The 20,189-nt window shown below is 60.3% G+C and carries 17 protein-coding genes and 1 tRNA gene; 10 read left to right on the forward strand and 8 right to left on the reverse strand.

What is annotated here, in order from left to right:
• Positions 1-1,949, reverse strand: a 1,949-nt coding sequence (acs, locus tag BMZ42_RS15945; RefSeq protein WP_091524467.1) for an acetate--CoA ligase, incomplete at its 3' end; no start/stop codon positions are given.
• Positions 1,950-2,061: 112 nt separating this feature from the next.
• Positions 2,062-2,724 (reverse strand): YggS family pyridoxal phosphate-dependent enzyme, encoded by a 663-nt coding sequence (locus BMZ42_RS15950; RefSeq protein ID WP_091524470.1) that lies wholly within the window; start codon positions 2,722-2,724, stop codon positions 2,062-2,064.
• A 186-nt stretch (positions 2,725-2,910) separates the two neighbouring features.
• On the opposite strand from BMZ42_RS15950, the gene leuS reads away from it, so the two are divergent.
• Entirely contained in the window at positions 2,911-5,538 is a 2,628-nt protein-coding gene (gene leuS / locus BMZ42_RS15955; protein WP_091524473.1) for a leucine--tRNA ligase, read from the forward strand.
• Complete coding sequence (lptE, locus tag BMZ42_RS15960; RefSeq protein WP_244523298.1) at positions 5,525-6,178, forward strand: LPS assembly lipoprotein LptE; 654 nt, start codon at positions 5,525-5,527, stop codon at positions 6,176-6,178. Before leuS ends, lptE begins: the two co-directional genes overlap by 14 nt.
• Positions 6,179-6,356: 178 nt before the next feature.
• Here lptE and fsa read toward each other — a convergent pair whose 3' ends face one another.
• On the reverse strand, positions 6,357-7,010 hold the full coding sequence (gene fsa, locus BMZ42_RS15965; RefSeq protein ID WP_091524476.1) for a fructose-6-phosphate aldolase: 654 nt from the start codon (positions 7,008-7,010) through the stop codon (positions 6,357-6,359).
• Positions 7,011-7,102: 92 nt separating this feature from the next.
• Between fsa and BMZ42_RS15970 the strand changes: the two genes are divergently transcribed.
• From BMZ42_RS15970 to BMZ42_RS16000, 7 genes are all read left to right on the forward strand, one after another.
• Positions 7,103-9,283 (forward strand): primosomal protein N', encoded by a 2,181-nt coding sequence (locus tag BMZ42_RS15970; RefSeq protein WP_091524479.1) that lies wholly within the window; start codon positions 7,103-7,105, stop codon positions 9,281-9,283.
• A gap of 115 nt (positions 9,284-9,398) precedes the next feature.
• Positions 9,399-9,794 (forward strand): AGROH133_08824 family phage infection protein, encoded by a 396-nt coding sequence (locus BMZ42_RS15975; protein ID WP_091524482.1) that lies wholly within the window; start codon positions 9,399-9,401, stop codon positions 9,792-9,794.
• Between the two features lie 226 nt (positions 9,795-10,020).
• Positions 10,021-10,581: a F0F1 ATP synthase subunit delta gene (locus BMZ42_RS15980; RefSeq protein WP_091524484.1), complete on the forward strand. Its 561-nt coding sequence runs from the start codon at positions 10,021-10,023 to the stop codon at positions 10,579-10,581.
• Positions 10,581-12,107 carry a F0F1 ATP synthase subunit alpha gene (atpA, locus tag BMZ42_RS15985; protein WP_091524487.1) on the forward strand — a complete coding sequence of 509 codons (1,527 nt, stop codon included), beginning with the start codon at positions 10,581-10,583 and terminating at the stop codon, positions 12,105-12,107. The genes BMZ42_RS15980 and atpA overlap by 1 nt, the downstream gene beginning before the upstream one ends.
• A 31-nt stretch (positions 12,108-12,138) precedes the next feature.
• The gene (locus BMZ42_RS15990; protein WP_091524490.1) at positions 12,139-13,017 is read left to right on the forward strand and encodes a F0F1 ATP synthase subunit gamma; all 879 of its coding nucleotides are present in this window, start codon (positions 12,139-12,141) and stop codon (positions 13,015-13,017) included.
• A 68-nt stretch (positions 13,018-13,085) separates the two neighbouring features.
• The gene (gene atpD / locus BMZ42_RS15995; RefSeq protein ID WP_091524492.1) at positions 13,086-14,627 is read left to right on the forward strand and encodes a F0F1 ATP synthase subunit beta; all 1,542 of its coding nucleotides are present in this window, start codon (positions 13,086-13,088) and stop codon (positions 14,625-14,627) included.
• A gap of 68 nt (positions 14,628-14,695) precedes the next feature.
• Positions 14,696-15,097, forward strand: coding sequence for a F0F1 ATP synthase subunit epsilon (locus BMZ42_RS16000; protein ID WP_091524495.1), 402 nt, complete (start codon positions 14,696-14,698; stop codon positions 15,095-15,097).
• Positions 15,098-15,167: 70 nt separating this feature from the next.
• Here BMZ42_RS16000 and BMZ42_RS16005 read toward each other — a convergent pair whose 3' ends face one another.
• The 5 genes from BMZ42_RS16005 to BMZ42_RS16025 are packed head-to-tail and all read right to left on the reverse strand — an operon-like array spanning position 15,168 to position 19,803.
• A complete protein-coding gene (locus BMZ42_RS16005) occupies positions 15,168-15,875 on the reverse strand; it encodes an ABC transporter ATP-binding protein (protein WP_091524497.1) in 708 nt (235 codons plus the stop codon).
• Positions 15,868-16,602 (reverse strand): ABC transporter ATP-binding protein, encoded by a 735-nt coding sequence (locus BMZ42_RS16010; protein ID WP_091524517.1) that lies wholly within the window; start codon positions 16,600-16,602, stop codon positions 15,868-15,870. The genes BMZ42_RS16005 and BMZ42_RS16010 overlap by 8 nt, the downstream gene beginning before the upstream one ends.
• Complete coding sequence (locus tag BMZ42_RS16015; protein WP_091524499.1) at positions 16,599-17,567, reverse strand: branched-chain amino acid ABC transporter permease; 969 nt, start codon at positions 17,565-17,567, stop codon at positions 16,599-16,601. The genes BMZ42_RS16010 and BMZ42_RS16015 overlap by 4 nt, the downstream gene beginning before the upstream one ends.
• Positions 17,564-18,445: a branched-chain amino acid ABC transporter permease gene (locus tag BMZ42_RS16020; RefSeq protein ID WP_091524502.1), complete on the reverse strand. Its 882-nt coding sequence runs from the start codon at positions 18,443-18,445 to the stop codon at positions 17,564-17,566. The genes BMZ42_RS16015 and BMZ42_RS16020 overlap by 4 nt, the downstream gene beginning before the upstream one ends.
• A gap of 53 nt (positions 18,446-18,498) precedes the next feature.
• Positions 18,499-19,803: an ABC transporter substrate-binding protein gene (locus tag BMZ42_RS16025; RefSeq protein WP_091524503.1), complete on the reverse strand. Its 1,305-nt coding sequence runs from the start codon at positions 19,801-19,803 to the stop codon at positions 18,499-18,501.
• 285 nt (positions 19,804-20,088) lie between these two features.
• On the opposite strand from BMZ42_RS16025, the gene BMZ42_RS16030 reads away from it, so the two are divergent.
• Positions 20,089-20,178 (forward strand) — tRNA-Ser (locus BMZ42_RS16030).
• Positions 20,179-20,189 lie beyond the last annotated feature (11 nt).

Raw genomic sequence — 20,189 nt, forward strand, 5'->3', positions numbered from 1 at the left:
CGCTTGTTCTGGCGATGTTCGACGAGGTCGTCGACGACGGTGGGGTCGGCGAGGGTTGAGGTGTCACCGAGCGCGCCGAAATCGTCCTCGGCGATCTTGCGCAGGATGCGGCGCATGATCTTGCCCGAGCGGGTTTTCGGCAGGCCGGGCGCGAACTGCAACAGGTCAGGCGTGGCGATCGGGCCGATCTCCTGGCGCACATGCGCAATCAGCTCCTTGCGCAGCGCGTCGCTTGGCTCCTCGCCCTCCATCAGCGTGACATAGCAATAAATGCCCTGCCCCTTGATGTCGTGCGGATAGCCGACGACGGCGGCTTCCGACACCTTGTCATGCGCCACCAGCGCCGATTCGACTTCCGCCGTGCCCATCCGGTGCCCGGAGACGTTGAGCACGTCATCGACGCGGCCGGTGATCCAGTAATAGCCATCCTCATCGCGCCGGCAGCCATCGCCGGAAAAGTAGAGGCCCGGATAGGTAGCGAAATAGGTCTCGATGAAGCGCTTGTGATCGCCATAGACGGTGCGCATCATGCCGGGCCAAGGTTCGGCGATACACAGATTGCCATCGGCAACGCCGTCGAGCACCTTGCCGTCATTGTCGACCAGCACCGGCTCGACGCCGAAGAATGGCCGTGTCGCCGAGCCCGGTTTCAGGTCGGTCGCGCCGGGCAGTGGCGAGATCAGGATGCCGCCATTTTCGGTCTGCCACCAGGTGTCGACAATCGGGATCTTCTTGTCGCCGACCTTGTCGAAATACCATTCCCAGGCTTCCGGATTGATCGGCTCGCCGACCGAACCGAGCAGCTTCAGGCTCTGGCGTGACGACCGCTTGACCCACTCCTCGCCCGCGCCCATCAGCGCGCGGATAGCGGTCGGGGCGGTGTAGAAGATGTTGACCTTGTGCTTGTCGACGACATCCCAGAACCGGCCGGCATCGGGATAGTTCGGCACGCCCTCGAACATCAGCGTCGTCGCGCCATTGGCGAGCGGGCCATAGACGATGTAGCTGTGGCCGGTGACCCAGCCCACATCCGCGGTGCACCAGTAGATGTCGCCATCATGGTAGTCGAAGACATATTGATGCGTCATCGACGCATAGACGAGATAGCCGCCGGTGGTGTGCAGCACCCCCTTCGGCTTGCCGGTCGAGCCGGAGGTGTAAAGGATGAACAGCGGGTCTTCCGCATTCATCTTTTCGGGTTCGCACACAGGTTCGACCGCGCGCACTTCGGCATGATACCAAAGATCGCGCCCCTCGACCCAGCCGATCTTGCCGCCGGTGCGGCGCACCACCAGCACATTCCTGACCGTGATGCCGTCACGGGCGGCAATGTCGACGGCCTTGTCGGCATTGACCTTAAGCGGAATTCCCTTGCCGCCGCGCAGGCCTTCATCGGCAGTGATGACGAAGGTGGATTTGCAATCGACGATCCGTCCGGCGAGCGCGTCGGGCGAAAAGCCGCCAAACACGATCGAATGGACCGCGCCGATGCGGGTGCAGGCCAGCATCGCATAGGCAGCTTCAGGGATCATCGGCATGTAGATGGTGACACGGTCGCCCTTCTTGACGCCGTGCTTCTTCATCACATTGGCAAGCCGGCAGACATGCTCGTGCAGCTCTCTATAGGTGATCTTCTTGTCGTCGAACGGATTGTCGCCTTCCCAGATGATCGCGGTCTGGTTGCCGCGCTTTTCCAGATGACGGTCGATGCAATTGTAGGAAACGTTGGTCTCGCCGTCCTCGAACCATTTGATCGAGACATCACCCTCAAACGAGGCGTTCTTCACCTTGGTGTAAGGCTTGAACCAGTCGATCCGCTTGCCATGCTCACCCCAGAACGCATCCGGATCGGCAACACTTGCTGCATACCAATTCAGATACGTCTCGTTGTCGAGATACGCATTTCGTGCCCAGTCTGGCTGCACTTGATAGATTTTTTCATCAGACATTCCGGTTTCCTCCGCATCCAGACACACGACATGGCGCCGCTCATGGCGCAGTTTCGCGGCGCATTATCTCCAAAACCTTGGTGTCGACAACCGCCGAGGAAAGCGGATGAAGTTATCTGGTGCCGAATATTGCCGAGCCCACCCGCACGCTGGTGGCTCCGAACGCAATTGCGGTCTCGTAATCGCCCGACATGCCCATCGACAGTTTTGTCACACCCGCTTCTCGCGCAAGCTTTTGAAGCAATGCAAAATGCGGACCGGGATTTTCACCGGCCGGCGGGATGCACATCAGCCCTTCGACAGCCAGTCCATGCACATCGCGACACCGGTTGACGAAGGCGACCGCCTCGCGAGGATCGATCCCTGCCTTCTGCTCTTCCAGACCTGTATTGACCTGCACATAAAGGCGTGGCGCTTTGCCTCGACGGGAAATTTCCTTGGCAAGTTCCGACGCGATCTTTTCACGATCGACGGTTTCGATCACGTCAAACAACGCGACCGCTTCCTTTGCCTTGTTGGATTGCAACGGGCCAATCAGATGCAGCTTCAGGTCGGGAAACTGTTCGCGCAAGGCCGGCCACTTTTGTTGCGCCTCTTGGACCCGGTTCTCGCCGAAGACCCTCTGGCCTGCAGAAATCACCGGGAGGATGTCTTCGGCGAAGAAGGTTTTAGAGACTGCGACAAGCGTAACCGCGCCTTTTTCGCGCTTTGCTTCCTGCACCGCTTCGACAATATTCTGCGTGACCGCATTCAGACGTGAAACCGCATTGCTCATACTGCAAACCCGTTTTTTCTTTATCAGAGGTCCCGTTACGGTTGACGGGTCCGGGAAACCGTGGTGAAGGCATGCCAGCCGATAACGGTTTTCGTTATTGTGGAAGTTACACCCGATCGCATTATTCCTGTCTAGAATAATGGTGTGAGGTGTCTCGTACGCTGTCTTTTAGGTGAAATTCTCGACATGGCAACCGAACGATACAATCCGCGTGCATCCGAACCCAAGTGGCAGAAGGCCTGGGACGAAGCGCAGCTTTTTGCGACGAAGAACGATGCGCCGGGCGAAAAGTACTACGTTCTCGAGATGTTCCCGTATCCGTCGGGCCGTATCCACATGGGCCACGTGCGCAATTATGCGATGGGTGACGTGGTTGCCCGCTACAAGCGCGCCAAGGGCTTCAACGTCCTGCACCCGATGGGCTGGGACGCGTTCGGTCTGCCGGCTGAAAACGCCGCGCGCGACAACAAGGTCAACCCGCGCGACTGGACCTATGCCAATATCGAGACGATGAAGGGCCAGCTGAAGACGATGGGTCTGTCGCTGGACTGGGCGCGCGAATTCGCGACTTGCGATCCGTCCTACTACCGTCATCAGCAGAAGATGTTCCTCGACTTCTGGAACTCGGGCCTTGTCGAGCGTCGTAACGCCAAGGTCAACTGGGACCCGGTCGACATGACCGTTCTGGCCAACGAGCAGGTGATCGACGGACGCGGCTGGCGTTCGGGTGCGCTGGTCGAACAGCGCGACCTGACGCAGTGGTTCTTCAAGATCACCTCGATGGCGCAGGATCTGCTCGACGGGCTCGACACGCTCGACCGCTGGCCCGACAAGGTCAAGCTGATGCAGTCGAACTGGATCGGCCGTTCGGAAGGGTTGCAGATCCGCTGGAAGCTCGACCCGGCGACCGCGCCCGAGGGCGAGAGCGAGCTGGAAGTCTACACCACTCGCCCCGACACTATTTTCGGCGCGTCGTTCATGGCGATTGCAGCGGATCATCCGCTGGCCAAGAAGGCGGCGCAGAACAACCCGGAGCTGGCAGCCTTCATTCAGGAAGTTCGCCGCCACGGGACTTCCGCCGCCGAGCTGGAAACCGCCGAGAAGCTCGGCTTCGACACCGGCATTCGCGTGGTCCATCCGTTTGACGACAGCTGGACGCTGCCGGTGCATGTCGCCAATTTCGTGCTGATGGATTACGGCACCGGCGCGATCTTTGGCTGCCCCTCAGGCGACCAGCGTGACCTTGATTTCGCCAACAAATACGGCCTGCCGGTAGTGCCGGTGGTGATGCCGGCGGATGAGAATGCGGCGACGTTCCAGATCACCGAAGACGCATATGTCGGCGACGGCGTGATGATCAATTCGCGCTTCCTCGACGGGCTGGCGCCAAAGGCGGCGTTTGACGAAGTTGCAAAGCGCCTCGCCGAGATCGAAATTTCTGGACGTCCGCAGGCCAAGCGCAAGGTGCAGTTCCGCCTGCGCGACTGGCTGATCTCGCGCCAGCGCTATTGGGGCTGCCCGATCCCGGTGATCCATTGCGACGATTGCGGTTCGGTTCCGGTGCCAGCTGATCAGCTGCCGGTTGAATTGCCGAACGATGTTTCGTTCGACAAGCCCGGCAATCCGCTCGACCACCACCCGACATGGAAGCACACAACCTGCCCGAAATGCGGCAAGGACGCGCATCGCGACACCGACACGATGGACACGTTCGTCGATTCGTCGTGGTACTTTGCCCGTTTCACCGATCCATGGAACGTTGAGGCTCCGACGACGCTCGACTATGTCGATGGCAAGAATGGCTGGCTGGCGGTCGATCAGTATATTGGCGGCATCGAGCACGCGATCCTGCATCTGCTCTATTCGCGCTTCTTCACCCGCGCCATGAAGGTCACCGGCCACGTCAACAAGGTTGAGGAGCCGTTCCAGGGCCTGTTCACGCAGGGTATGGTGGTCCACGAAACCTACCGGGATTCGAAAGGCTGGGTCACGCCGACCGAAATCACCATTGTCGAGACCGACGGCAAGCGCAGCGCGACGTTGGACGCGACGGGCGAGAAGGTAGATATCGGCTCGATCGAGAAGATGTCGAAGTCGAAGAAGAACGTGGTCGACCCTGACGACATCATCGCTAGCTACGGCGCGGATACTGCCCGCTGGTTCATGCTGTCCGATTCACCGCCAGAGCGCGACGTGATCTGGACCGAAGCAGGCGTCGAAGGCGCACATCGTTTCGTCCAGCGCGTCTGGCGCGTCGTGTCCGAGATCGCGCCGGCATTGGCAGGTGTTGCACCCGCCCCGACATCGAGCGGAGATGCCGCGCCGGTGTCGAAGGCTGCACACAAGATCGTCAAGGCGATCGGCGAGGACATTGAGAAGCTGGGCTTCAACAAGGCTGTCGCGCGTCTCTATGAACTGGTCAACGTCATCTCGCCCTATGTCGGCAAGGCGGCTGCGGAAGGTGCGACTGACAAGGCTGCATTGCGCGAAGCCGTGGAATTCCTTGTCAAAATGATCGCGCCGATGACGCCACACCTGGCCGAAGAGTGCTGGGCCGCAATCGGTGGCGCTGGCCTGGTTGCCGATCAGCCATGGCCGGTCTTCGATCCGGCGCTGGTGGTCGACGATCAGATCGTGCTGCCTGTGCAGATCAACGGGAAGAAGCGGGCCGATTTGACAATCGCCCGCGACGCGGATCAATCTGCCGTTGAACAAGCGGCGCTGGCGCTCGATGCAGTGCAGGCGGCCTTGGATGGGAAAACGCCACGCAAGGTGATCGTCGTGCCGCAGAGGATTGTCAATGTCGTCGTCTGAAGCCGGACGTATGCGCAATCGGGGCGGCCTCTTGGCCGCGGCCGCGCTTGCCGCTGTCCTTGCCATTGGGGCGGGGTGCACGGCACGTCCGCTTTATGGCGAAGTTTCTCCCACGGCTGGCAGCGCAATGGCGACAGCGCAGCTTGCCTCGGTGGAGATCAAGCCGGCGCATAATCGGGTAGGACAGGAGTTACGTAACCACCTGATCTTCCTGTTCGGTGGGGGGGCCGGCCAGCCTGCCAATCCCGCCTACAGCATGGACCTGAACGTCACGGCTTACGCCTCGAATGCTACCTCGGTGAGCACGCCTCAAGTCAAACTCGAACCGACCGCCGGCTTTGTCGCGGTTCAGGGGACGTATCGTCTGACGGACACAGCAACCGGTAAGCTGGTTTCGAGCGGCACGCGTTCCGTGCAGGCGGCCTACGACATTCCGGCTCAGAACTTTGCGGCTCAACGCGCTGTGCGCGATGCCGAAAATCGCGGCGCGCGTGAGCTGGCGGAATTGTTGCGTCTGGTCGTGGCTCAGGAACTCGCGAAAGCCACCTCGCGTGGGGTTCCGGATATCGTGACCAGCCCGGAAGATCTTGATCGACGTCGCGCGATGGAAGAAACGGGAGTTTTCCGTCCGCGTGGATGATCGGTGATGACGGAAATCACGCATGAATAAAGCCGCGGAGGCATTTTCCCGCGGCTTTTTTGTTAAACAGCTGGCGTATGTCTCCCGAAAGTGGGAGCCGGTTTCGGGAGACATGCGCGGATACAATAATCTGAAGCGCGTGAAGCCAACCCGAAAGATGGCGATACGCTTTAAAGCGTCAGCCGATGCTCTGACCGGTCTTTGCCCAGTCGGCGAGGAACGTCTGAAGGCCCTTGTCGGTCAGCGGGTGCTTGACCAGCGCCTTCAGCGTTGCCGGCGGAATGGTCGCAACGTCGGCACCGATCAGCGCTGCCTGCTTGACGTGATTGACGGTGCGGATCGAAGCGGCAAGGATTTCGGTCTTGAAATCGAAATTGTCGTAGATCGTGCGGATTTCCGCGATCAGGTCCATGCCGTCGATTGCCATGTCGTCGAGACGACCGATGAATGGCGAGATGAACGTGGCGCCGGCCTTGGCGGCGAGAAGCGCCTGGGTTGCCGAAAAGCACAACGTGACGTTGACGAGGCGACCATCGGAGGTCAGCGCCTTGCAGGCCTTGAGGCCGTCAAGCGTCAACGGCAGCTTGATGCAGATGTTGTCGGCAATCTTGGAGAGAACGGCGGCTTCTCGCATCATGCCGTCATAGTCGGTGGCAACCACTTCCGCGGAAACCGGGCCCGAAACGATGGAGCAGATTTCCTTGGTGACTTCGGTGATATTGCCGCCAGATTTGAGGATCAGCGATGGGTTGGTGGTGACGCCGTCAAGCAATCCGAGATCGTTGAGTTCGCGGATTTCCTTCACATCCGCCGTGTCGACAAAGAACTTCATGGCTTTCTTTCCTGGTGGTTTTCAGGCGACGTGCAGCCGCCGGGATCGATCGGGCCTTGCTCTAAAGCAAGAAGCGCGCAAGGTCACGCATCATGAGCGAAGATTCGCGTAATCCAATGGCCGTTCCGGTTCTGGTTCCCATGCCAGCCGAACGACCATACTCCTATTTGGTGCCGCAGGGTATGTTGGTCGTACCCGGCTCGATCGTGCGCGTCCCGTTGGGGCCTCGCGAGGTCGCAGGGATTGTCTGGGACACGCCCACCGATGTGGTGGACCCAAAGAAGCTGCGGCCGATCGCACAGGTCTTCGACTGCCCGCCGATCGATGAAGCTGCCCGCCGGTTTGTCGACTGGGTTGCCAGCTATACTTTGTCGCCTCCAGGTATGGTGGCCCGCATGTTCTTGCGGGCACCGGCAGCCTTCGACCCTGAACCGCCGCTGCCGGGACTGCGCTGGAGTGGAGCAGCGCCTGAACGCATGACGGCCGCGCGTGAGCGCGTTCTGGAACTGGCGCGTGACGGCATGGCCTGGACCCGCTCCGGGCTTGCCCATGCGGCCGGAACATCGCTCACGGTTGTGGATGGACTGACGTCGCAAGGGGTGTTCGAAACGGTAGAGATACCGCCGCCACCAGTGGTCGCGGCTCCTGATCCGGCCTTTTCCAAGCCTGATCTGTCGTTCGAACAGGAGGCAGCAGCAGAAGTCCTTCGCGCCAAAGCCGGGGGCGGATTTTCCGTCACGCTGGTGGACGGCGTTACCGGGTCCGGCAAGACGGAAGTCTACTTTGAGGCTATCGCCGCGGCGCTCGCTGCAGGCCGGCAGGTGCTGGTTCTGGTGCCTGAAATTGCGCTCACAAGCGCATTTCTTGACCGATTTCATGATCGATTCGGGGCGAAACCTGGCGAATGGCACTCTGATTTGTCACCAAGAATGCGAGAAAAGGTCTGGCGTCAGGTCGCGGAGGGGCAGGTCCGGGTTGTGGCGGGCGCACGTTCGGCCCTCTTCCTGCCGTTCAAGAACCTTGGTCTCGTTGTCATCGATGAAGAGCACGACCCTGCCTACAAGCAGGAAGACCGTGTGTTCTACAATGCGCGCGACATGGCGGTCGTCCGCGGTCATATCGGAAACTTTCCGGTTATTCTTGCGTCCGCCACACCGTCGGTCGAGACGCAGGTTAACGCCCAGCAGGGGCGCTATGGACGTGTCGTGTTGTCCGCGCGATTTGCCGAAGCGGCATTGCCCGACCTTGCGGCCATCGACATGCGCAAGTCGCCGCCGCAGCGTGGCGGGTTCCTGTCGCCTGTGCTTCTGGAAGAGATGAAGAAGACGCTGGGGCGCGGCGAACAGTCGCTGTTGTTCCTGAATCGACGCGGTTATGCGCCGCTCACCTTGTGCCGGGTGTGCGGGCATCGTTTTCAGTGTCGGGACTGCTCGAGTTGGCTGGTGGAGCATCGCTTCAGGGGGCAGCTTGTCTGTCACCAATGCGGTCACAATGAGCAGCGCCCGGAGGCCTGCCCCGAATGTGGCACGCTCGATCATCTGGTGGCGTGCGGGCCGGGCGTCGAGCGAATCGCGGAGGAGGTGGAAAGTCACTTTCCGGATGCACGCACGATCGTGCTGTCGTCGGACATGCTCGGTGGCGTCAAGCGCCTGCGCCTCGAACTGGATGCGATTGCTCAGGGTGAGGCGGATATTGTCATTGGAACTCAATTGGTTGCAAAGGGACACAACTTCCCGAAGATGTCGCTGGTGGGCGTCGTCGATGCGGATATTGGGCTTGCCAATGGCGATCCGCGCGCAGCCGAGCGCACGTTCCAGCTGCTCAGCCAGGTGACGGGGCGGGCGGGACGATCCGGCCTGAAAAGCCGGGGTCTGATCCAGACCTACCAGCCAGCGCACCCGGTCATGCGTGCGCTCATTCTCGGTGACGCAGAAGCATTCTACGAACGCGAAATCGCCGAGCGCGAACGGGCGCATTTGCCGCCGTTTGGACGTCTTGCGTCGATTATCGTCAGTGCCGCAACACGCCCGGAAGCCGAGAGCCATGCGCGTGCCTTGCGGCGCGCGGCACCGGCCAGCAGGGATATATCCGTGCTGGGGCCTGCCGAGGCACCGCTGGCGCTTATCGCGGGGCGACACCGGTTCCGTCTGCTCGTTCACGGCGAGAAAAAAGTTGATCTACAAGGATTTTTGCGTGCGCTTCTGGCCGCTGCACCACGTGCGCGCGGCTCTCTTAGGGTGCAGGTCGACATCGATCCGCAGAGCTTTCTCTAGCAAATTTTATCCCCCTGATCTGCCAGCGAATAAAGTTTGCGCGTCTATCCGGCGGATCGCGACAACCCTCCGCGCGTCAGCTATCTTGCCGGCCGATTCAACTTGGAGACGTAACGTGGAAATCGCATTTCCTTGGCCGTTCACGCAGGGCGAGTGGTTGGCATGGACCTCCGCCGCAATCACGATGTTGCTGGGCCTTGCGATGTTGTTTGCGCCGCGCCTCGTGTTCAGGGTGCTGCGGTTGCAGACAAACCCAAACCACCCGGAGGCAGTTGGCGCTGCGCGGGCTACGATGTCGGGCTTCTACCTGGGTGTCGGTCTGGCCTGCATTTTGCTGGCCCAGCCACTGCTTTACCTGACGCTCGGCCTGTGCTGGGGCTTGTCCGCTTTCGGGCGCGTCATCTCCATGCTTTCGGATCAGGGCAACACGCTGGTCAACTGGGTTTGGCTGGCCGTGGAGCTGTGCCTTGCGGGCCTTGCGCTGGCGTTTGCGCTGGGTCTGGTCGCTTGATCTGGTAACCATATCAGCCGACTGCGACAAAACTGCCTCAAATGGGTGGTTTGCGGCGTGTTGCGAGTCAGGGAAGCCTGTGCTAGACGGCATTCGACTTTTGGCTGGTGGACGGGGCGATGCCTTGGACCTGGCTGCGAAATTTCAACAAGGTCAAAGATTTAGCCAGAGTATCCACTCCAGCCTAAAATCTTTCGGCCTGTAAGGCAGAGAGAAACGACGGTCCGTGGCAAAATCTGGCTCGACGATCTCCACAGTTGCAGAACGCTATGCAGGTTCGTTGTACGAACTTGCAGCTGAAGCAAATGTGGTCGCACAGGTGGAAAAGGATCTCGCCCGCTTCGACGCGCTGCTTCAGGGCAGCGAAGATCTGAAGCGGCTCATCGAGAGCCCGGTTTTTTCTTCCGAGGATCAGCTTAAGGCAATTTCTGCCATTGCCGACAAGGCAAAGATCGGTGGCATTACCGGCAACTTCCTGAGGGTCGTGGCTGCTAATCGTCGCTTGTTCGCAATTCCTGGCATCATCCGTGCGTTTGCACAGATTGCCGCGGAAGCGCGCGGAGAGGTTGTGGCTGACGTTGTGTCGGCTCACGAACTGACTGCCGCGCAGCAAACCGAACTGAAGGCCGCGCTGAAAGGCGTTGCTGGCAAGGATGTAACGATCAAGCTGACGGTCGATCCGTCGCTTCTTGGCGGCGTCGTCGTCAAGCTCGGCTCGCGCCAGATCGACACGTCGCTCAAAACGAAACTCGCTTCGCTTAAGCTCGCACTGAAAGAGGTCGGCTGATGGATATCCGCGCCGCGGAAATTTCCGCAATTCTCAAGGATCAGATCAAGAACTTCGGCAAGGAGGCTGAAGTCTCCGAGGTCGGTCAGGTGCTTTCCGTCGGTGACGGTATTGCCCGCGTTTACGGTCTGGACAACGTTCAGGCCGGTGAGATGGTCGAATTCCCGGGCGGTGTCCGCGGAATGGCGCTCAACCTTGAAGCCGACAACGTCGGTGTCGTGATTTTCGGTTCCGACCGTGGCATTAACGAAGGCGACGTCGTCAAGCGTACTGGCGCCATCGTGGACGTGCCGGTTGGTCCGGAACTGCTGGGTCGCGTCGTTGACGCGCTGGGCAATCCGATTGATGGCAAGGGCCCGATCAACGCCAAGCATCGCGCGCGCGTCGACGTCAAGGCGCCGGGCATCATCCCGCGCAAGTCGGTTCACGAGCCGATGTCGACCGGCCTCAAGGCCATTGACGCCCTGATCCCGGTTGGTCGTGGACAGCGCGAGCTGGTCATCGGTGACCGCCAGACCGGCAAGACCGCAATCATTCTCGACACCTTCCTGAACCAGAAGTCGCTCAACGACGGCGATGACGAGAGCCAGAAGCTCTATTGCGTCTACGTCGCAGTTGGTCAGAAGCGCTCCACCGTTGCGCAGCTGGTGAAGGTTCTCGAAGAGCGCGGCGCTCTCGAATACTCGATCATCGTTGCTGCGACCGCTTCGGATCCGGCACCGCTGCAGTACATCGCACCGTTCGCCGGTGCCGCCATGGGCGAGTACTTCCGCGACAATGGCAAGCACTCGCTGATCGCATATGACGACTTGACGAAGCAGGCCGTGGCCTACCGTCAGATGTCGCTGCTGCTGCGTCGCCCGCCAGGCCGTGAAGCTTACCCAGGCGACGTCTTCTACCTGCACTCGCGTCTTCTCGAGCGTGCGGCGAAGATGAGCGACGCAATGGGCGCCGGTTCGATGACGGCTCTGCCGGTGATCGAAACCCAGGCAAACGACGTCTCGGCATACATTCCGACCAACGTGATCTCGATCACCGACGGCCAGATCTTCCTTGAGACGAACCTGTTCTTCCAGGGTATCCGCCCAGCTGTGAACGTCGGTCTGTCGGTGTCGCGCGTTGGCTCGGCAGCTCAGGTCAAGGCGATGAAGCAGGTTGCAGGCTCGATTAAGGGCGAGCTCGCTCAGTATCGTGAAATGGCTGCGTTCGCGCAGTTCGGTTCCGATCTGGACGCGTCGACCCAGCGTCTTCTCAACCGTGGTGCGCGCCTGACGGAACTGCTCAAGCAGCCCCAGTTCTCGCCGCTCAAGACGGAAGAGCAGGTCGCGGTGATCTTCGCCGGCGTCAACGGCTACCTCGACAAGCTGGAAGTCGCGCAGGTTGGCAAGTTCGAGCAGGGTCTTTTGGCGCATCTGCGTTCGCAGGGTTCGATCCTGGAGGCGATCCGCAAGGAGAAGGCTCTGTCGGACGACCTTCGTAACCAGCTCAAGGCGGAAATCGACACCTTCGCCAAGAACTTTGTCTGAAGCGCTAGCGTAACGGAGCAGGGGCAGCCTTATGGCTTCACTGAAAGAACTTCGCAATCGCATCGCCTCGGTCAAGGCGACGCAGAAAATCACCAAGGCGATGCAGATGGTCGCCGCGGCAAAGCTGCGTCGCGCGCAGGAAGCCGCTGAGGCTGCGCGTCCCTATTCGGAGCGCATGGCTGCAGTGATGGCCAACATCGGCAAGGCCGTCGATGTTGCCGACGCGCCAGCGTTGATGACCGGCACGGGCAAGAGCGACGTTCACCTGCTGATCGTTGCGACGGCAGAACGCGGACTTTGCGGCGGTTTCAACTCGCAGATCGCGCGTTTTGCACGCGATCATGCGCGTCGTCTCGTTGCCGAAGGCAAGACGGTCAAGATCATCACGGTCGGTAAGAAGGGTTACGACATTCTGCGTCGTGACCTGGACGACAAGATTGTTGACCGGATCGAATTGCGTGACATCAAGCAGATCGGCTTTGCCAATGCCGATGCGATTGCCAAGAAGGTGATCGCGATGTTTGGCGCAGGCGAATTCGACGTTGCGACGCTGTTCTACTCGCAGTTCAAGTCGGTAATCAGCCAGATCCCGACGGCCCAGCAGCTCATTCCGGCCTCTGCGCCTGAAGTCGCAGCTGAGGGGGCTCAGGCTTCAGCTGTCTACGAGTACGAGCCGGACGCCAGCGAAATTCTGTCGGATCTCATTCCGCGTAACATTTCGGTCCAGATTTTCAGCGCGCTGCTCGAGAACGCAGCCGGTGAAATGGGCGCCAAGATGTCCGCGATGGATAACGCAACGCGCAACGCCGGTGACATGATCAACAAGTTGACGATCACGTATAACCGTCAGCGTCAGGCCAAGATCACGACGGAACTGATCGAAATTATTGCGGGTGCGGAAGCGCTCTAGCGCCGGTGATGCGACGGGAAACCAACGCGACATCCGGACAACAGGAACGATTGAAGAGGGTATTCAGAATGGCTAAAGCAGCTACCCCGAAGACGGACGCGGCGCCTGACGCCAAGTCCGCAGCGGCGCCCAAAGCCGCCGCAAAGGCGCCCGCAGCCAAGAAGGCGACGGCATCGACCAACGCCGCCATCAATGGCGCAACCGGCAAGGTCCACCAGGTCATCGGCGCTGTCGTCGACGTGTCCTTCGAGGGTCCACTGCCGCAGATCCTGAACGCGCTTGAAACCGAGCACCAGGGCGGTCGCCTTGTTCTCGAAGTTGCACAGCACCTCGGCGAGAACATCGTTCGCACCATCGCGATGGACGCGACCGAAGGTCTGGTTCGCGGTCAGGCTGTTGCCGACACCGGCGCGCCGATCTCGGTTCCGGTTGGTCCGGAAATGCTGGGTCGCATCATCAACGTCATCGGCGAGCCGATCGACGAAGCCGGCCCACTGGGCAGCACTGAACTGCGTCCGATCCACGCTGCGGCTCCCGACTATGTCGAGCAGTCGACTGAAGCAGCGATCCTGGTCACCGGGATCAAGGTCATCGACCTGCTCGCTCCTTACGCCAAGGGCGGCAAGATTGGTCTGTTCGGCGGCGCAGGCGTTGGCAAGACGGTTCTCATTCAGGAACTGATCAACAACATCGCCAAGGCGCACGGCGGTTACTCCGTGTTCGCAGGCGTCGGCGAGCGTACGCGTGAAGGCAACGACCTTTACCACGAGTTCATCGAATCAGGCGTCAACCAGAAGGGCGGCGGCGAGGGCTCGAAGGCAGCGCTTGTTTACGGCCAGATGAATGAGCCGCCAGGTGCGCGTGCACGTGTTGCTCTGACCGGTCTGACCGTTGCTGAGTACTTCCGCGACCAGGGCCAGGACGTTCTGTTCTTCGTCGACAACATCTTCCGCTTCACGCAGGCCGGTTCCGAAGTGTCCGCTCTGCTGGGTCGTATTCCTTCGGCAGTGGGCTATCAGCCAACGCTGGCGACGGACATGGGTGCTCTGCAGGAGCGCATCACGACCACGCAGAAGGGTTCGATCACCTCGGTGCAGGCAATTTACGTCCCTGCCGACGACTTGACCGACCCGGCACCAGCAACCTCGTTTGCGCACCTTGACGCAACGACGACGCTGAACCGTTCGATCGCTGAAAAGGGTATTTACCCGGCTGTGGATCCGCTGGACTCCACGTCGCGTATGCTCGATCCGCAGGTCGTTGGTGAAGAGCACTATCAGGTGGCTCGTGACGTCCAGCAGACGCTGCAGCGTTACAAGTCGCTCCAGGACATCATTGCGATCCTGGGCATGGACGAGCTTTCCGAAGAGGACAAGCTGACCGTTGCCCGCGCCCGCAAGATTGAGCGCTTCCTGTCGCAGCCGTTCTTCGTGGCTGAGGTCTTCACCGGCGCGCCTGGCAAGCTGGTTGACCTTGCTGACACCATCAAGGGCTTCAAGGGCCTGGTTGCCGGCGAATACGATCACCTTCCGGAAGCTGCCTTCTACATGGTTGGCAACATCGAGGAAGCGATCGAGAAGGCACAGAAGCTGGCTGCGGAAGCAGCCTGATCGTGAAGCTTCGCCGCGCGGCGTGATCCGGCGCGCGGCGGCTTGTGTAAAGGCATTCGTGAGACATCATGGCTGAAGCGTTCAAATTCGAACTGGTCTCGCCCGAGCGTTTGCTCGTGTCCGAACAGGTGGTCTCGGTGGTCATCCCCGGCACTGACGGTGAACTGACCGTCATGGCCAACCATGCGCCATTGATGACGACCATTCGTCCGGGCGTCGTGACCGTTGCCCTCGCGGGTGGTGGTGAAGAACGCTACGTGGTGTTCGGCGGATTTGCCGACATCGTTCCTGAAGGTTGTACGTTGCTCGCTGAATCCGCTGTCGCGGTGAAGGAGATCAATCGTGAAGATCTGGCGCGTCGTATTCAGGACGCCAAGGAAGATGTCGCAGATGCGCGCAACGACGACGATCGCACCAAGGCAGAGCTTTTCCTGGCTCAGCTGACGACCCTCGAAGCCGCCGTCGCCTGACGCAGCGCCGAGATTAAAAGTTCAAAGGCCGGCTTTATGCCGGCCTTTCTTGTTTCTGAGCGAATTGGCGTCAGTTGACGCCGACATAGCGGCGCAGATGCTCAGGATTCTGACGAAGCTCATCTACCGACAATGTCTCGCGGTTCTGTCCGTTTTCAATGAACGCCACGCGATCAGCGATCGCCAGCACGGCGTCGACCCGTTGTTCGACTAGGATCGTCGAGACACCCGCTTCACGCAGCCCGACCACCGTCTCGCGGATGCGTGCGATCATGGATGGCATCAGACCCTCAGTCGGCTCGTCAAGGAGCAGGATGTCAGGCTCGAGGCAGAGCGCCCGCGCCATTGCCAACATCTGCTGCTCGCCGCCCGAGAGCGTGCCTGAACGCTGGTTGAGACGGCTGCGCAAAAGCGGGAAGAGGTCCAGCACCCTGTTCTTGGTGGCCTGGCCCTTGCGCCGTGTCATGAGTCCGATCTCGAGGTTCTCTTCGACGCTCATCTCGGCAAACAGGCGGCGTCCTTGTGGGACATAGGCGATGCCGGTGCGCGGCACTTCATGTGCAGCCAGTTTGGAAATCGTGGCGCCGTCCTTGCTGATAGACCCAGCGCGCACAGCAACAAGCCCCATGATGGCCTTCAGCGTCGTCGTCTTGCCAGCGCCGTTGCGGCCCAGCAGACACAGCACTTCGCCTTTCTGGAGTGTGAGGTCCAGCCCGCGCAGCACCTGCACCTCGCCGTAGTAGGCGTCGATCCCGTCGACCGTGAGAATCTCAGACATCACCCCCTCCAAGATAGGCTTCCTGGACGGCGGCATTGGCGCGGATTTCCGACGGTGTTCCCTCGGCAAGGATTTTCCCGTTGTTCATCACGGTGATGCGGTCGGCAAGCGCCATCACGACCTGCATGTTGTGCTCGATCAGCAGCACCGTTGCGTCGCGTGCAATCTCGCGCACCAGTTCAATGAAGGTGTCGATCTCACCGTCGGAAAGGCCCTGTGTCGGCTCGTCGAGGATCAGCAGCCGTGGTTGCAGCGCAAGCCCCATTGCCACCTCAAGAAGGCGTTGATGTCCGTAGGAGAGGCTTCCCGCCTTGGAGTGAGCATGATCTGCCATGCCGACGCGGTCGAGTACCTCGAAAACACTCTGATGGAGGGCTCCCGGATCGACCCGGCCACGCTGGAGCAGGCGCCTTTGAACCGGCAAGGCGACATTGTCGTAGACACTGAGATTGGCAAACACGCTGGTGATCTGAAACGTGTAGGCGATGCCTACCTGCACCCGCTTGTGAGCGGGCATCGTCGTGATGTCTTGCCCGTCGAACAGGATGGTCCCGCTATCGGGCAGAAGCCGCCCAGACAAAAGGCTGACGAAAGTTGTTTTCCCGGCGCCATTCGGACCAATAATGGCGTGAATTTTCCCGCTTTCGAGGTTGAAATCGACGTTGTCGACGGCTTTCAGACCACCAAACTGCCGGGTGAGCGCGCGGGTTTGTATCAGCGGGATCACGGCAGCCATGGCAACCACTTCTCACGGATCGTCCCCAGGAGCCCTTTAGGGAAGAACAGGATCAGGATGATGAGCACGACGCCGACAAGCAGAAGATATGCGCTCGTAAGGCCCGATGTGTAGTCGATCACATAGAACATGAACAAGGTGCCAACCAACGGTCCGAGGGTCGTCGCGGCGCCCCCGAGAAGCACGTAGAGCAGGGCAAGGATCGAGTACTGGCTTGAGGCAAAGCCGGAGCCGACATAGCCGAAGAGCAGCCCATAGGCTGCGCCCGCCGCGCCGCATACCAGTCCTGAAAAGACGACGGCCAGAAGCTTGGTCGCGAAGACGTTGTAGCCCAACATGCGGACCCGTTCTTCGTTCTCGCGGATGGCCACCAAGGTTCGGCCAAACGACGACTTTACCAGACGCAGCGAGACCAGAAGCACGATCGCGAACAGGGTCAATGCGACGAGGTAGCGGGTCGATGGATCGGACAGGCTGATCGTGTTGCCGGCAAACTCAATTGCGCGCGTGGTGGGCTGCAACACCAGTCCTTCTTCTCCGCGTGTCCATGTGGTGAAGTAAAGTGTCGCCAGAAAGAAGATCTGCGCGAACATCATGGTGACAATCATGAACGCCACGCCTGTGGTGCGCAGCGCAAGAACGCCGACCGCGAGCGACAAGAGACCCGCTGCAGCTATGCCTGTGGCAAAGACGAGCGGTACATCCCATCCCAGATGGTAGACCGGCAGCCCCGCGCCATACATGCCTGCCGCGAAGAACATCGCGTGGCCTAGGCTCAAGAGGCCGGTGTAGCCGAACAGGAGATTATACCCCATCGCATAGGTCGCCAGCACCAGAGCACGCGAAAACATGCCGCGATGATATTCCGGCAACAGGAAGTTGCCCGCCAAGAGGAGGACAATGACGGCCGCGTGCAGAAGCCAGATACGGGTCGCGTTCGAGCGGACTTCCGTCATCGCGTGCGCACTCCGAACAGGCCCTGCGGTCGGAACACCAGAACAAGTGCAACCAGAGCAGTCGCCAGCATCTTTGCGAGTGTCGGCGAGAAGAATACCGAGATGATACCGTCGGAAAGTCCGACGATCAGCGCTGCAACCAATGTGCCGCGCAGACTGCCAAGACCGCCGATGATGACGACGATGAATGACAGCAGAAGCGGATCGCGGCCCATGAGGTAATGTGCCTGTTGCGTCGGAACCACCAGCACCGCCGCGACCGCAGCGAGCATCGCGCCGAGCGCAAAAACGCCGCCATAGACGCGATCAACCGGAATGCCGAACGCCTGCGCGGTTTCACGGTCATATTGGGTGGCGCGCATGATCAGGCCGATCTTGGTGCGGGTCAGCAGAAGCCAGGTGCCCAGCATGACGATGATGGCAGCAGCGATCACGAACAGCTTGTAACCGGAATAGCCGAACCAGGGCAGCTGGATGCGCACATTGAATGGGGCCTGAACCGGCCGCGCATCGGCCCCGTAAAATGTCAGCGCAAGTTGCTGGATGATATAGAGCATCCCGATCGTCGCAACGATGGTCGCCTCCGGATTGTAGTCGAGGCGGCGCAAGACCAGTCGTTCAGACAGGAACGCAGCCCCTCCGACCACCAGTGGTGCGACCAGCAATGCTGCGGAAAAGCCGATGGCCGGATGGCCGGCAAATGCGGTCGACACCGCCCAGGCGAGCACGGCACCCAGCATGAAGAACTCGCCATGCGCGACATTGACGACGCGCATGACGCCAAACACCAGCGACAAGCCAAGCGCTGTCAGCGCCAGGATTGAGGCTGTGACCAGACCTTCAAGCGTGGCCAGCAGAAAATAGGGCCCAAACGCCATTCGCTATCCGTCCCCGAACCGGCAAACCATAGGAGGCGACGCTGCGCCCCAGCCTAGAGTGGCTGCGTCGTGTAGTCAGTATCAGATTCGTAGCGCCCATCCTCGATGGATGTGCGGTGGACAACTTTCAGGGTGCCGTTCTCGACCAGCGAGATATTCTGGCGCCCAAAGACCTGATGGACCTTGCCGTCGAAGATCTTGTCACCTTGCGGATGCGCAAGGCTCTCGGGCAGTTCCGAAATAGCTTCTGTCGCCTCGACGAGCCTGGCCCGGTCCTCGGGGCCCTTATAATCTGCCGCTTCCATCGCCTGCTTGATGACGTGGAGCGTTTCCCAGCAGCCGAACATATGTCCGGCCGTGGAGACGTCGCGCTTGTCGTTCACACTGGCACCATTGTCGTCAAGACCGACCGTGTCACGATAGGCGATCTCGTGCTCACTCGCGTCCGTCTGGCGATAGCGTGCCATGCCTTCCCAGAAATGACTGCCTTCAAGAAACTCAAGACCGGGGCTCCTGAGATCGACGGCCTCCAGTGAGTCGATGAAACCGAACAGCTTTGGCCCGCCGCCGCCGTAAAACTCGCCCAACTCCTTGACAAAAGTCAGCACGGCAGGCCCCACCATGACGTGGTAAATTACGTCGGTTTGCGGCGGGATTTGCGGAAGATAGCGGGTAAACGTCGTTTCCGTCGGGGGAATGGCGATCTTGGCAATCACTTCGCCGCCCTGTGCCTCGATCGCCGGCGCAAAGAAATCGCGATGATCGTGGCCAAATGCGTAGTCGGGATAGATCATCGTGACCTTCTTGCCGACATTTTGCGAAATCCACGGAGCCACCGCGTGGCACTGTGCGCGCACATCCGTGATGCCGGGCTGCAGCACCCAGCGGTTCATCTGCCCCGATGCAACGTGGTAGCCTTCGCTGACAACGTAATAGGGAATTTTCAGTTCGCCGGCTGCGGGGGCCGAGCCGACGACGACATGGCTGAACAATGTGCCATAGACGATGTCGACGTGGTGCTGGTTGGCGAATTTTTCGACCACCTCGGCACCGCGCGCGGCATCGGTACCGTCATCCTCAGTGATGATCTCCACTGGTCGGCCGTTGATGCCGCCGCCATCGTTGATCAGCTTCACAGCTGCCGCAGTCGTGCGTTCATACCACCGCCCATAGGCAGCGCCGATGCCGGTGCGATGCGCCTGGAAGCCGATGCGTATCGGCGTGGAGGGCTGGGACTGTGCATAGCGCACAAAGCCCGGCGCTGTGGTCATCGCCGCTGCTGCTCCAATCCCTTTGAGCGCATCACGGCGGCTCAGGGCGTTCCCAGTGAGAAACGAGGAATTGAGTTTGCCGGACATCGTGAGCCTCATGGGTCAAAGGGGGGCTGCGGCATTCGGAAGCTGTTGTGGAATGCCCAGCGGAACATTCGAGGCGCACATAAACACCAAAGCTCGGAAGCTGGCAACCCGACTTTTGTTGCGATGCAGCACCTGTTTTCTCTTAAGAAGCGCAGCTATTTCACGATATTTCGGGAGGCTTGTGGGTTATGGAAGCATGATCGCCCGGACCATGCAGTTTTCGCTTGTGGTCTTCGTCGACAATGGCTATGTCTGCGCCGCGCCGAAAGGCTGACCACGCCCCGCGGAGAGGTGGCAGAGTGGTTGAATGCACCGCACTCGAAATGCGGCATGGGTGCAAGCCCATCGGGGGTTCGAATCCCTCCCTCTCCGCCACTCAACCTATT

Origin of the sequence: Aquamicrobium aerolatum DSM 21857, from assembly GCF_900113935.1 — a bacterium.
Classification (GTDB): Bacteria; Pseudomonadota; Alphaproteobacteria; order Rhizobiales; family Rhizobiaceae; genus Aerobium; species Aerobium aerolatum.